Source organism: Halobacteriovorax sp., from assembly GCF_041587335.1.
In the GTDB taxonomy this organism is placed as follows: Bacteria; Bdellovibrionota; Bacteriovoracia; order Bacteriovoracales; family Bacteriovoracaceae; genus Halobacteriovorax.
Genome location: NZ_JBFGYP010000070.1, coordinates 1 through 15515, shown reverse-complemented (window position 1 = coordinate 15515; position 15515 = coordinate 1). Strand labels below are relative to the sequence as shown.

At 36.1% G+C, this 15515-nt stretch carries 8 protein-coding genes; 5 read left to right on the top strand and 3 right to left on the bottom strand.

The features are described 5' to 3' along the window. Positions 1-162 precede the first annotated feature (162 nt). Entirely contained in the window at positions 163-5007 is a 4845-nt protein-coding gene (locus ABX784_RS10630; protein ID WP_372655016.1) for a hypothetical protein, read from the top strand. Here the strand turns inward: ABX784_RS10630 and ABX784_RS10625 are convergent. Then, the gene (locus ABX784_RS10625; RefSeq protein WP_372655015.1) at positions 5004-5810 is read right to left on the bottom strand and encodes an undecaprenyl-diphosphate phosphatase; all 807 of its coding nucleotides are present in this window, start codon (positions 5808-5810) and stop codon (positions 5004-5006) included. The genes ABX784_RS10630 and ABX784_RS10625 overlap by 4 nt on opposite strands. Next, a complete protein-coding gene (locus tag ABX784_RS10620) occupies positions 5811-7451 on the bottom strand; it encodes a hypothetical protein (protein ID WP_372655014.1) in 1641 nt (546 codons plus the stop codon). Positions 7452-7784: 333 nt separating this feature from the next. On the opposite strand from ABX784_RS10620, the gene ABX784_RS10615 reads away from it, so the two are divergent. From ABX784_RS10615 to ABX784_RS10605, 3 genes are read left to right on the top strand one after another with little or no spacing between them, the layout of a single operon-like run. Further along, positions 7785-11099 (top strand): hypothetical protein, encoded by a 3315-nt coding sequence (locus tag ABX784_RS10615; RefSeq protein WP_372655013.1) that lies wholly within the window; start codon positions 7785-7787, stop codon positions 11097-11099. Between the two features lie 23 nt (positions 11100-11122). Further along, positions 11123-13522 carry a hypothetical protein gene (locus ABX784_RS10610; RefSeq protein WP_372655012.1) on the top strand — a complete coding sequence of 800 codons (2400 nt, stop codon included), beginning with the start codon at positions 11123-11125 and terminating at the stop codon, positions 13520-13522. Further along, positions 13522-14103, top strand: a complete 582-nt coding sequence (locus ABX784_RS10605) for a hypothetical protein (RefSeq protein WP_372655011.1) — start codon at positions 13522-13524, stop codon at positions 14101-14103. The genes ABX784_RS10610 and ABX784_RS10605 overlap by 1 nt, the downstream gene beginning before the upstream one ends. A 24-nt stretch (positions 14104-14127) precedes the next feature. Here the strand turns inward: ABX784_RS10605 and ABX784_RS10600 are convergent, their stop codons facing one another. Continuing rightward, the gene (locus ABX784_RS10600) at positions 14128-14736 is read right to left on the bottom strand and encodes a hypothetical protein (RefSeq protein WP_372655010.1); all 609 of its coding nucleotides are present in this window, start codon (positions 14734-14736) and stop codon (positions 14128-14130) included. Between the two features lie 163 nt (positions 14737-14899). Here ABX784_RS10600 and ABX784_RS10595 point away from each other — a divergent pair, with 163 nt between their 5' ends. Next, entirely contained in the window at positions 14900-15370 is a 471-nt protein-coding gene (locus ABX784_RS10595) for a hypothetical protein (RefSeq protein ID WP_372655009.1), read from the top strand. Positions 15371-15515: the final 145 nt, after the last annotated feature.

The following is a 15515-nucleotide window of genomic DNA, read 5'->3' as shown; positions in this document are numbered from 1 at the left end:
CTAATTCAAACAACAAAACAGCAACTTAAAGCAACTTGTCGTTCGTTAAAACAGTTCAATATATAATGGAGGATAAACTTACCTATTATCAAGGATTTCTTAGTCCTTTTCTTTAGGTCAGCTTAATTTATTCCGAAGAGATGGACGTAGGAATTTAATGAGATGAAACAAAACGGAATTTGGAACATTTTTAAAGTTATATTTATAGTGAGCATTCTCACTATTGCCTCAAGCTGTGTTGAATCAGGAAGTGGTAATAAGAGAACGGGAACTGCTGACTCTACGACCTCAGATGGTGCAACCACAGAACCAACCTCTCCAGACTTCACAAGTTCAAGTAATTTTTTTCAAGAGGGATCGACTCAATCAGAAACAGGTATAACTATTCCAGTATCGTTCAATGACAGATTCTACCTACGTGGAGCTCAAGTTGATTACTATATAAAAAATGGAAATAAAACATCAAGTAAGTGTCTAGTATTCTCTTACACAAGCGGAACAAACGCTTATCTTGTTACAACTGCAACGCCACAATACTTTTATAATTTCTCTACTAATACTCAAGAATACTATTACCTTATTTCACCAGGTGATGAGAGTATGAATAGAACTTTCTGTCAGAGTCCTGGAGTACAAACCACACTCTCAGGACTTGATACAATCAAATCAATTGTGTACTCACTCACAGAAGTATGCCCTACTTGTTCAGCGGGCCTATTTCAGAGTTCACAAACTCAACTTTTATCTGATGCAGGAAATATTGTTACAGACGTAGATACAGATGCACTACAGCTAATTTTCTCAAATACTTCAAGTAATCCGGGAGATGTTAATATTAGCTGTACAAGCTCTTCAACTTGTAGTGTTCAAGGATATGACTGCTGCGTAGAAGGTCAATGTGTTAATGATAAAGCAATAAGAAATGATGTTGATACAAGTGATACAGACTATCTTGCAGCACTTGCTGCAGTAAACTTGGACCCTACAACTTACGGTAGGTATCCACAATATTTTTATATGTGTCCAATTGTAGTGACACCAGATCCAGATGTAACTCCAATTACAGACCCGGCTGCCACTGCACAAGAAAGACTTGAATATCTTTACGAGCTCTATAAGTGTACGACTCCTCAATTAGGGGAAGTTTCATACTGTACAAAAACAGTTGAAAATATTTCGGCAAAATCATCTACTGTTTTAACTCTTGAAGACGATAGAAACTTTAATACGGACTACTATGGTACAGCAGGCCTACCAAACCACTCTATTCACGAGATCACTTACGCAGGGCTAGAATACTTTGCTGACGATACTTACGTTAGATCCGGTATAACAATTGGTCCAAATGGTGATCTTACAGGAAATGATACTCTGACTGATTCTCAACAAGTAAATTTCAATATCACAACTCCAGAGACAAATGACACTTTAAAAGTTACTTACAAAATTGATGGAAGTTGCGCACTTGTGGGAACCACTCTTGCTAAATGTGATAAGTATTACGTGCAAGGTCAAGATAGTGGACTCCCTTCAGATCACTTTCCAGCATCACAAAAGTTCTACTTACCATACTATGCAGATGCCACAAGAACCATTGCCGTAAATGTAGATGACTCAATTGTTCAAAATGGTACTGACTGGGTTGCAACTATATCAAGTCCATCGTTTGTTGAGTTTCAAGATAGTTTCCAAATATTTGATACTCAGGTAATTAAGATAACTTACTATGTAGACTTAGACGCCTACCCTGTTTTAAATAGTAAGCTTGAAGCACAAGAAGCAGTAAGTGAGATGTGTGAATGTCCAGACCTTACATGTTCTCTAGAGCCTGTTTTTGCAACAGATTCAACTCTAGTACAAGACTTTATTTGTTCTTACCCTCAGCCAGATACATCAGAGCCACCACTTCAACAAACTGTTCTATTGAGTTCAAAAACTGTTCCTGTTAGATTTTTTGATGCAGATGGAGGAGTAGAACACCAAGATGTAACAACAGATACTCCTGAGCAAGAAGGTTTAAAGTTTGAATATACTGGCGGTGACCTTGGAAAGCCTAATAATGTTGATAGTTATGTAGGCTTCAATGAGATCTATGGAAGTATTACTGGAGAATCAGGAGCAGCGAAAGAAGCAAAAGAAGTTTCAGTAACTAAAGGTAAAACATACGATATATTCGTAAATACTGGTACCTTCTCAAGTTGTTACTACTGTGGAACAGATTATTTTAGTAGTCTAGCAAAAATCTTCCCGAGTAACTTTATCTTTAAAGGTGGAGGATACTTCCCAGACCCATATGCAACAGACCCTGAAAGTTCAGAGATCCGAGCGCATGATTTAAAGTTTGGTAGAGCATGCTTTGTCCCTGCGACTATGCTCCCTTTCTCACATGTTCCTCAAGCTGATCGTCAACTGCAAAGACAAGATCGTATGGCCACTCAGCACTTCTATTTTGCAAATGGTTATCAAAGAGACTGGTATGGTTTTGACTATGGTTCAGTGATAGGATCTTTTGACGGTGTGACATGGTTCTCAGTAGGAAATCAAAGAAGAATAAAAGCAACCACTAATAAATTATTCCTTGCAATCAATGCTTACTATGGTGATGTAACTCTAGAAAGTACATATAGCGTAGATGTTAGTGACGCCTCTACTACTTCAAACTCTGGATCTTTTGTTCAAAGTGATTATGAAAGTGATGGGGCCCAATGTCAGAAATATCATGCTTGTGATACAGACTCTGATTGCGCTTCTACTCTTGGGTTTGACTATGTTTGTGCCAATGTAAATTCAATGCAAACTCCATGGCCTGTCTTTGACCAAAATGCAAAAGAAATTCCAGGTCAGCAAAACTTTTTAAGAATGATAGCAATAAATGGTACAACAAGTGGACCTAGTAAAAGATGTGTTTACAGAGATCAAGGTAGTGCCTGCCAAGAGAATTACAACAATATTGTAAATGCAGCAGATACTTTCAATAAGACTGATAACTCAAAACTATTCTCTTGTTCAGCAAATACATATTGTCAGGCCTTCACTTCCCCCGAGAAGAAAGCTAAGTTCAATACTAAAATTTCTAGATATGCAAAGTCTGCAAAGAGTCTTGTAGCACTTGAGATATTAGACCCTGAAGTAGATGATACGTTTGGATTTTCCACAAAGACTCTAGGTAGACCGTACAACTATAATGGAACAGATGTTATTAGTGACCAGGTTCTAACAAGTGTAGAACAGTTGAATGTAGATGGAATGTGTATTCCAGGTAAGAATATTGACGCACAAATTGTAGAAAATCAAAATTCAACAGAGCCTGACCTAGTTCATCTAGGAGATAAAGTTAATGCCTTAGGTATGACAAGCTCTGAATTAAATCTTGCACAACCGAATTACTTAAGTTCGTGTCCAGTGCTTGATCAATCTGGAAACTATATACAATACTCTTCTGATGCTCAGTTATCTAATACAGATAGCACGATTAAAGCACTGGCAGGAAGTCAAAATGTTTCGACTAACTCATTAGCAACGTTTAACTCTATAGCAGAACTTTCAAAAGATTTTGATGTAGAGTATATCAATACTAAGACACTACAAAACAACAGATGCCTAAGAGCACCTGGCGCTAGTTGTAGTAACAATTTTGAGTGTGCTGCTAATAAATATATTACAGATAAGACTCTATCAATATCTTCAGGCTCAGAAGTTGGCGTTCTTGATTCAGAATTAAGCTTTTGGAAGAGTACCCTAGTATGTTCACAGGAGACTGCTAAAACTGACGAAAGCTATGATCCAAAGAATAATAGATGTTGCCGTCTAATTGGTAATACTATCAAAATTTCAAATGAGATCTATAACGACACGAGCTCACCAGATACAAGCTCTATACCTGGTGTTGATATTCCAATAAATGACCCAAGAAGATATACGGCAATCGCACCTGCTATAGATGATATGGCCCTCGACTCTTCTAACTACCCTCAGTTAAAAATTGCTGAAACTGATGGACTAAATAGAGACTCAACAGAGTTAAAGAAACAATTTAACACTCTCAATGAAGTTGCCCAAAGAACTTGCTGTAGTGCAAACTGGGTAAGAAACTTTGATTCAAGCAATGGCGGTGGACATACGTGGGCACCATCAAAGATGCAAACAATTGATAAAACAAATTTCAAGTGCCTTAACTGGGCACCAGGAGCACAGTCAGGTTACACATGTTCTTCTACTGATGAACCAGATGATCCAGACTGTAATATGAGATCAATATCTTCGACTGAAGCAAATATATACCTTGATTGGTTTGCTAAGTTTGAACTACTAGGAGTTGGTCAAGTGGCGATAGAAGACAGTTCAGACACTACACTTAGATGTTCAGTTTCATCATCAAATTCAAGTGTGTCAGGAGCGGCAGAGACAATACCAGGTTTTGTAAATAACGGCGCAACAACTGAATATGACAATAATAAACTAGCCTCAACAGATGCAAATAACTTCTCTTCTAAGAAGCAAATATTTTCAGAGGATGAGTTTACATGTTGCCAACCACTTGGAACAGAAATGGAAGAAGGTAGCGACCCTAGCTACTGCTGTTCAGGAAATATAAATCCAGATACAAATAAGTGTGCACTTAAAAACTATACAAACTTATCAGTATTCTTTAACCGCTATATTTCATCAGAAGCAAAAGGTTTATCTGCAAACTTAATCGATGATGATACAGGTTATATTAAGAGTGCCTCTACTGTTCAACAACTTGCCTGTCAAATTGATGCATGTGCATCAGGGTTTGTTGGTTATGGTATTGCTCATACTGACTTAAAAGTTCCAGGTCACGAATCAAGTGACAAACAGGTTAAAAGGTTTATTGATGGTAATGACCTCAGTAATGACTTTAACGGGAAAGCTCAAATCTTCAACGAAGGCTTAAGATGGAATAATCAAGTTTATTGTATTCCAGAAGAGCTTGCTCAGTCTAGTGGTGATGTACTTCAAATATTTGACTGTGGTTCTAACTAGAGAATAAGTAGAACAAACCCAGCAATTATAAACCTATAAATGGCAAATGGAAGTAGACCTATCTTTTTAATAAATTTTAAAAAGAAGTGAATTGTTAAGAGTCCAACGATAAAACTTACAAAGACACCTACTCCACAACTGATCAAGTCGAATGCTTCATTACCTTTCATAATCTCAGGGGCCTTAAGAATGGCTCCTCCGACTATCAGTGGAAGAGATAAAAGAAAAGAGAAGCGAGATGCCTCATTTCTTGAGATTTGTAGAAATCGAGCAGTGGTTAGAGTTATTCCTGATCTAGAAACTCCAGGAAAAAGTGCAAAAGATTGAAAGAAACCTATTAGTAGGGCCTTTTTCCAACTACCTTCACTAACAAGAACCTCTTCAGAAGATTCTTTAAAAAATGAATCACTAACCCACATAAGGGCACCAAACACGATGAGATTAATAGTAATAAACGTATTATTACGACCATAGCTTTCGGCAAAATCTTTAAGACAGATTGCAATAACACCAGTTGCAAATGTAGCAATGATCATATGAAGTGAACGTCTCTTGTTAAGAGTCATCTCTGATTTAAAATCTAACAATAAGAAAGCATTTTTTAGTAAAATACAAATATCTTTAAAGAAGTAGCAAAAAATAGCGAGGGCCGTACCTATATGCATTGCTAGATCAAAACTTACGCCAGGGTCTTTTATTGTAAGTAAACTAGGTAAAAGTGCTAGATGTCCACTACTTGATACCGGAAGAAACTCAGTCAACCCTTGGATAATTCCGTATATAATTGCATCTAGTATACTCATCTATTTAACCTCAAAAAACTTCTTGTTCTTATTCTTTAGTGCTTCTTTTAAATTGCTCATCAATCGAGAAAACTTATTACTAAATGCACCCTTATCCTTAGCTTTAACTTTTGCATAATTATTTAAAAGCACCAATCTATTCATGCTGGCAATTAAAGAGTTTTGAAGAGCTTCATCATTGCTGATCATACTTTTAGTACTCAACTCTGAAAAATATGTAAACGTGTACTTCTCTAACTTCTCTCTAGATACCTGATCTATAGTCAGATCACTAAAGTAATCTAATATTGAGAAAGCACTCATATTATCTTCATCACCTGTGAATTTGAAAACAGAGCTATAATCAAAGAACCACTTACTTGCTCCTAAGAATTTAGACTTAAACTCTTCTCTGGCAAGAGCGTCTTTAACACTACTTCCCCATTCCATAGTGATGATACTACTATTGAGAGTTTCAATTGGAATATAAGACTCTCTATAGCTTCTATCGCCATCTGCTGTGGCGTCAAATATTTGCTTTAGTCTTAGAAAGTTATAATTTCCAAGCTTAATCATATCAACTGTTGGAGGAGTCGTTGAGTCCACTAATGATAAAAGGAGATTTCTTATTTTAATATGTCCTGATATAAATGGACCTATTTTAGCTACACTTTGTATTAAGTTATTAAAAGATAATTCAAATGACGATTGTATTAACTTTTGAATTTCTTCTCTCGCGATTGGATTAAGTAATTTCTTATCCCCAAAAGAATCTTCATACTTCTTAATTCCATAGTGGTCTAGAGGTCTATTAATCACCTTTTGTAATTCAGGATAGAAAACACTAAAAAGTGGATCATACTTACTTGCAATCTGTATAACCTTAAAGAGGGAGAACCTTCTCTGAAGTCTTAAGTCCCCTTGTACCTTTCTATCTAAGTCATAGATAACGAGATAGGGCCTTATCCTCTTCTTATTTTTTTCTCTAGTTATTTCAAAGGAAGGTATGAGAGTTAAATTTCCATCCTTCATGGCACTAAATGAACTAAGCTTGAATGTTTCACTTGGGTAGTGTTTGAATTTAGAAAAGTCTGTTCTATTATCTATCTTTTCTAATTTTATTTTTGAAAAAGCTAACTCTACCCCATCTACAAAAGTCATATTCTGTAACAATGGTGAGCCAATAGTTAGAAAGATAACTATAAATGAGTAAAGTGTTGTAACTATCTTGGAAGGAAGCCCACCTCTGTATATAAGAGTGGTTCCAGATATAGATTCTTTTAATGTTTTTTGCCCTCTTAAGAGTAAAGCAGCATCTAACAAAGTAAGTGGGAAAAGGATTTCAATAAATGTTCTAAGCCCTCCCCCAATTCTTGACCAAAGAAATCCATCTTTATTTTTTATTCCAATACATAGTTGAGATATTGATCTTCCAAATAGTAAACAGCTATAAAAACGAAATGAAGTCGTTAGAAGATAGATAAGACATATATTTGAAAGAATATTAGAGCTAGTTGCAGAGAAAGAGAGTCCTAAGAAGTTCTGAATAATTTCATCTCTAATTCCAATAAATACATCAAAAGATAGTAAATAGTTAAAAAAGACAATTGATACTGCAAAATCTAAGAGCCATGCCATCAAGCGAATAATTAAAACTTTCATATTATTAGATAGTTACCTTCATTGAAGTATAATGTTTCAACCTATTGTAATTACATTAATGAGCCTAAAAACACACATAAATCTGGCACACAACAGGTGAATAAAATCCCTTTACAGAAAATCATAACAAATCCGAAGTGCTTAGAATCATTAATTATATTCTACAGTAAAACGTCATAAAGCCAAGAATATTGCTCATAGAAGAAGAGTTCTTTGGCTCCATGCAGTATGCGCTTAAAATAATAACTAGAAACTTAATTATTTTACTCAAAAACCCGATAAGACAGTGAAATGTGTATCTAAGATTTTTCGATGAGATTAAGGAAAAGAAAAATGAAAAGCAAAAGACAACAAAAGAGAAATAAAAAGGGCCTACTGAGACAGGCATCTGCCACAATTTCTATTTGTGCACTTATATATTCTCCAATTAGTCTATCCGCTCAAGATCCAAATTGGGTTGACCAGTCAATGCAAGTGATGAGCACTGCTCTACAAACTGCACAACAATCGATGCAACAAACGATGGCGTCTAATCAAATTGCTGCTCAGATGAGTAGTCTGCAACCACAAGTTATTTCAGCAAAGTATTTTCCACACTGTAAAATATCACAAGCAAGCTCAGCATTCCCTGTAGGAATTTGTGAAGAAACGATATCTGATACCACTGGTCTAAATCAGGCAATGCAATATAAAAATTTAGCAACTACTTATTCATCAATGTATGAACAATTACTTTCAACAGCTCAAAATACATCTTACCCTGTAGGGCTTCAATGTTTAGAAGATGCTAAGAAAGGAATGATTACTTCGCTTCAAGATAGGCTGAACTCATTAGAAGAGCTTAAAGCAAAGATAGAAAAAGAGTCTCAATACTTCAGAGATGAAAATAAGAAATTACTTTCAGAGATGGAAGATGCAAATACGGAATTATTTGGCGGTGGAAGTGGAGACATTGATGCCAAGACAAGAGATTTCTCAAGCTACTTCTCAGTTGCCTGTCAAAACATCATTGGACAAGATACTTTAGCAACTGCTGCAAAATCTGGTCTAAACGGTATTAAGGTTGGACTTACGAGTGCAAATAAAGATGCAGCGAATTTTGTAATAAATAAATCTCAAATTGAGAGTGATGTTAACTCTCAAATCCAAGCGATAAAAGCACAGATTGAATCTCAAGGTATTGAGCAATGGAGAAAAGATGTCTCAACAGGAGATCAATCAATTAATGGTGCTGACTTAGCAAGAATGGGAGTTGCGACTCCTGTGATTGGTGTAATAAGTACAGAAATATCAAGAATGAGCAGTAAAGTTGATACTATTCAAAGTGAACTTAATAAAATAATTCCAGGATATGAGATTCCAACAATGGATAGTAATTTTGGTGTTGATTTTGCTAACTTTACAAACGACGCAGAAAACTACTTCAAAAAGAAGTACATAAGTGAATGTGTGACTTTAGCAGATAAAGGCGTGGCCATTTCACCAGAACAAATACTTAAATCTTTAAGAGTTGGTGGAAATGGAGATAGATCGACAGCACTGTCTAACTATAAAATAGCACTGCAGAATATTTTAGACTCTGATGCGTTTATAGAAGATAAGATGGCGCAAATCCAGGCCCTAGACAACAGGTATACTAGCTCAAACATTTCAATACAGTATAAAAATAGTAGTGCCCAAACAATTACAACTACTCCTTATGGACTTTTTAGAGAAACAGTCGCTCAATGTGAGCAAAAATATACTCAAGACGATACATACTCTACAGAACAGTCTGGCCAAGTCTCAAAACAAACTCAGGTTTCGAGAGCTAAAACATACTTAAATGAATTAAAAGAATTAGAATCAACATTTGCAGCTACTATAGGTAACCAAATCTATGACTCAGTAATCAACTGTTCAGGAAGAAGTGAAAATACAAATACTTGTTCTGCTGATGGTATATTTGATCAAGGGAGTGAGGCATTTTGTGTTAAGCATGCTTCAACTTGTTCTGGAAGAGTACAATCTTGCTACTCTGAAGCAAATACATTAGTTGAAAATAAGAAAGCAAAAATTAAAGCATATCAAGCAACATATAACAAAAATGTAACAGCACTCGTTGCGAGACAAGAAGCCTACCTTGCGCAGGTTAAGGCACAAGTTTTAGCTGACGCAGACTACTTAAAGCAATACTTCCCTGGAGCTAACTTTAACTATCCAGAAGAATTATTTATTCAAATGCCAGAAAATGAAGAGAGTGAATTCGGCGTTGACCTACTTGGTGGAGGGTCATTAAACTTTTTAGAAAACCTTCCAGATCAAATAGCAAAACTAAAAGAAACACTTCAAGAGCAATCTGGAGAAATAACAAATGTGGTAAGCGACTACATTGCAACTCAAAAAGATGCAATCCAGACTCAAAAGGCGAAATGGGAAAACTTAGCTACAAACTGCTCAACAGCAGAAACAAGCTACAGAGAATTTGTTAATTCACAAAATATGCAAATGCAACAATCTCAACAAGAACTTATGGGTGAAGTTGGAAACTTTTGCCAAAAATACGAACAGCTTGGAAATTTAAATCCTGCAGCTGGTTGTGATGATTCAGACTACTCAGCACAAGCACTTTATGAAACAGTTGGTGGTGTAGCTAATTATATTTCAAATGAAACTGAGTACGGAGTTACTGAGTATAGAAAGTTATGTGCTAGAGCAAATAATGAAAGAGAACGAGGGACAGAAGATGATGACGATACACCAAAGAATCCGTCATCTCTAGCTGAAGTCTGTAATGATAATGGTGATGATATAGACGGTGTAATAGAAGACCTTACAAAACAGGCCATGACTTCACTACCAACAGACTTAGAGAAGTATAAAAAGAAGATTGAAAAGTTTATCACATCTGGCGATGATGACGATCTACCAAAGACAGTAAAGACGTCTGACTACTTCAAGAAAGTAATAAAGCCTATCTCGTCAACGGCATCTAAAAAAGATTTTGATAACAAATCTTTTTACGAAACAGAAATCGACAATATCCTAAACGGTACTGCTAAGTACTCAGACAGTGAAGTTGCAAGTTTTGCTTCAAAACTTAAAGATGCAGACTGCTCTAAACTAAATGAAGCAGAAGCTAAGGCCTGTGAAACATCAAAAGGAAGCTTAAAAAGTAATCCAAGACAGGCACTAAAAGATCTAGCAAGTGACTTAGGCTCCAGTTCACTAACTTCTCTTGGTCTTTCAGGAATAGAGAAAGATGACTTTAAACGTACAGGCGCCGCCAAGGGAGTACTTGCAGATAATTCTAGTAAGGCACTTAATAAACTTAAAGAATCTAAAAACAATTTCTGTATCGCTCATGAAAATGACGCCATTCTTGCTGCTGTTGAAGACTGTAAAGATTCAAAGAAGTCTTCTTGCTTCAACGAAAAGTTAGAATACCACAGAAAAAGTATGCAAGAATCAACGAAGTCTGCTGATCGTGCCATCGCAAGTATTACAGATAACTCTCTATCAGCAGAGTGGAAAAAGATTGGAGAAGTAACTGCAAATTCCCAATGCCAAGCAGCAGATAGCAGTCAAAGAACAGCAGAAGGATTATATCAACAAATGCTACAAATCGGAGGAGCCGACTACAGTGGTCAGCAAGGCTTCGGTAAATAAAATAGTACGTTAACGGAAAATACATGGAAGATTTGAAAAGAAACGGAATGTTCAATTTTAAAACGAGAAAACAGACAATTTTAATGTCTGCTCTTGTTGCGTATACCCTTTGCCTTACTTCATGTGTACCTAGCCAAAGCGGTGGTTCGACCTCTTCCTCAGGAGGAGTAGCAAATACCTCAGCTTCTGTAAATGTCGGGTACGGTAGAGTCTTACAAGACAACCCTATTATCTTATCTGGAAACGCTTCATTAGATCATACCGTAAACTTAAATTCATTACTTAGAACTCAACAAGACTTTGTAACTGATGGTCAGTATTTACAAAAAACATGCGTAAATGATCCCCACTGCTTCGAAGTAAAAAAAGACAGTATAAGTAGCTTATACCAGTCCACTAATCAGAAATGGGCCTTCGATACAAGTACCGATGAATTTGACCAAGTTCAAATGTTCACACATATGAATTGGATGATTTCGAAGTACAATACTGACCTTACTTCAACTTACTCAACATATTACGGATCAAACCCTTCCGGTTTATCTACGTCACTACCAATGAGCTTATTTACAAGTGGAGCAACATGGGAAACATCACCGCTTAGAGGTTATGCTCTTTGTGATGATCTTCCAAATAATGCATTTTTTAGTCCCTCTACGTACTCGATATGCTTAGGCTATGACAGCATATATGAAAATGTAAAATTTGTTCAAGATCCTACAACACTATATCATGAGCTAGGACATGCTCTTGTACATAATGCAATGAACTTTAGAAATAGAGCAAGCGGTACTGTCGCAATTGAATCAAACCTTGGTTACTTCTCATATGACGAGGGGAAGGCCATAAATGAAGGTATTGCGGACTTCTTTAGTTACTATATGAATGGTAGAGCACATATTGGAGAATGGTCTATGGGAAGGTTTTTAAACCTTAGTAGACCAATGCAAGAAAGTGATGATCTTCATGTTGCTGGAGTAAGTGAAACTTCTGAGGGAAGACTCTCCTATCCGACTTACTTAGGATATGATCCAAATAATCCAGAAGAAAACTATGAAGAAATTCACTACGCTGGACAGATTGTTTCTCACTTTCTAGTAGCATTTACAAAAGATCTTGAAACGGCTTGCTCATTTAACAACTCATACGCAAGAACGTTTACTTTTAGACTCCTTATGGAAACATTATCCTACCTTGGAGATTTTTCATCTTATGGAATAGAAGGGTTTTCTACATATGGAGTTAACCATACTCCGGAGAATGCAAAAGAATGGCTACAAAAAAATAAGCCAATCACTTATAGAAGATTTTCTCAAACATTCTCTAGATTTGTTAAAACTTCCCTAGCAACAGACTCTAGTTTATGTAACTTCAATTCATATAATATTCAAAGACTAGAGCAACTCCTAGATGATTATGGATTACTACTATTTAAAAACTATGACATTAATGGAAGTAGATCGATAGCTGAAACAGTTCAAAAAGTAGAAGAGCTAAATAGACAAAAGACAGTATTAATAAAGAAGAATCAACTCCTAGTTGAAAGTAGAAGTGGAAGATCTGAGGCCTTCATTTTTGATAGCTATTCAGATATGAATGCAGCTGCATCTAGCTTAACAAATGGGTTTATTGATGGCTCTTTGAGTACTACAATATTTGAAAATGGAAATCTAAAATATAACAATGGTAATGGACAAGTTAGTCCTGGAGAACTTGTAGGGATTCTACTAAATCTTTATAATAACTCAAATAGTACAATGGCCGGAGTTAGAATTTTAGCCAACGACTGGGACCATATGCAGGATGGAAAACCTTGTAATAACTTTACAGATAACTTCCCTAGTGCAAGTCAAGGAGGGGCCTCAGTCGCTCTATATCCAGGCTGTGCTGATGAAGCTCTTGATAATGGAGTTGGTGTCTTAGATTCTCAAACTGTAGAACCAGTATGTTTTTTCCAAGATACGCAAGATGATGCTGCCATTTGGGTTAGCCAAGAAGCGTTCATGACTTCAAAAGCTATTGAAGCAACTGAATGCTTGGGTGGATCAAGCTCTACTAAAGACTGTTTAATAAGATCACCAAAAGGTGCGGACGTTGCTTGGTACTCAAGAATTGATCCAAAGAAAACATGGGCGGAAACTCTAGTTGATAGCAATGGTGAAAATGAATTCAAGGCCAGTAACATATTCTTCTTAGAAGTAAGCCCTTCTATACCTCCAGGGACTACGGTCAATTGTAGATTAAGAGCAACTTTCACTAACTGTGAAGATTGTCACAATATAACAAGTAACGATACTGGCAACACGTACTCAACTAATGTAAATACTCCATTTGAGCAAGTTGGCGATGAGTACAAGGACTACAAATACTCTGGTGCTGACCCATATAAAATTATTAACTTTCAATTCACGGTAATCGATTAATGAAATTATTTAAAAACCTACTATTTATCGCAATACTTGCTGTTCCAGTTTATTACACAGCAAAGATAATGAACACTAACGAAGACAAATCCTGGCAGACTTATTATAAATCTCCTGAAGGGACAAACGTTCATCAAACAACATATAAGGAAAAGAAAAGAGTTCGAATAATTTCTGATGCCATCACAAAATCTAAAACTAGAGAACCAGCTTCTATTCCTAGACCTAGGCACAAGAAAACAAATAGAGAAGTACTTGGAAAAATTGATAAAGATACACTCTTTGAAAATACACCAAATAGTAATTGGAAAAAGATTTATGCTGACGACCTATTAAGTAAGCTTGGGCCAGATAGTAAAGTCTATATCAAAAAGAACTTAGGGATTATCAGAGTCATTGCTGGGAAAGCGACTTATATTGAGCAAGTTCAGGTGACAATACAAAATGATGCTGACTCTCCACCAAATAGTTTTGAAGCACAAATAGATGCACAAACCGGTAAGCAATTATCTGTATGGAATAAAACAAATTTTGAAGATACTAAGAACGATATAATTATGAAAAAAAGACTAGTCCCTTAGGAACTAGTCTATACTTAATTTAAACTAGAAATCTAGAGGAAGAGAAGCACCAATAACTACTTCATTAGAGCTATAATCAGCTGTTGTTTCTGTTCCTGCACTAATATCTTTAAACTTATCAAGTGAAATCATTCTAAATTCAAGATTTAGACTAACAAATGGAAGGCCTGTAAAACCTACTCCAAGAGTCGTTGTATTTCCTGAAAGCTCATCACCAGCAGCACCGATCCAAGTTGAGTTATTATCAAGTTCCCACTTAGTGCTAAATGTATAACCAACATATGCTCTTAAAAGAATTGGAAGCTCATAACCAACGAAAGCACCTAGCTCAGTCCCAGAATAATCTTGGTCTGTCCCACTATTTGCCCAAGTCCCCCCACCAGTGTGAGAATCATAACTTAAAGATCCAGAAGTTTTTCTGTACTCTAATCCACCCATAAGTCCTAGGAAGCTATAACCTAATCTCGCCCCCATTTGAGGACCTGTATATTTATTGTCAGCAGTCTGTGAGCCAGACTTATACTCAGCGGAACCAATTCCAAAACCTACGAAAGGCTCAACAAGTACACCTGCAAAAGAGTTTGTACTAAAAAGTAGTAATGTAAAAAGTGAAAGTAATTTGATATTTTTCATATATCCTCCATGATTTATTTTTCTAGGCCCAACCGTGGACCATTTGTATTAAGTATGACAAATAACTCTCCTAGCAATGAGATATTTGTAAATTCTTCAATGAGTGAACAATCTCTAATCATTATAGTATAAATTTTGAAAAAATACATAAAAAGGACATAAAATGAAGTACTTAGTAGTCTTAATCACATTAATCAGTACAAATATATTTGCTCTAAACTTTGAAGTTGTAGACTCTTGCTCTAAAGAAGCTGTATTTAGTTCTGTAGTTACAGATAGTTACGCAACAGTAGGTGAATTAAGTTTAGATGTACTAGAGAAAAACTCAATCCAAAACCTATCAAGTCAATTTGGAATTTCTCAACTTATGAACTCACCTATTGGATTAGATGCTATGGAAGTCTTAAGTGACACTATAATGCGATCACACGGTTGGTGCTACTCAGTAGACGGGGAAGTGCCTGAGCTACTCATGAATGAATTTGAACTTACTGGTGAAGAGAAAGTAATCACATGGTTTATGGGTTATTCAACTTACGTTGGAAATATGCAAACTGGTGAGGCCACATGGGAAGGTCAATGTATTCCTAGTAACTCACTTCCACAGTCACCGTTTCCTGAACTTTGTGACTAATAGTTAATTCCTATGCGTTGGTTGTACCGTCCAGGTACTTCCAACCTACCTTATATACTTACTCGTAAATTTACTTGGAGAAAAAATACACCTTGAAGAGATATTCTTTCTAGTTGTGATTTCTTTAGAGCAAGAATTTTGAATT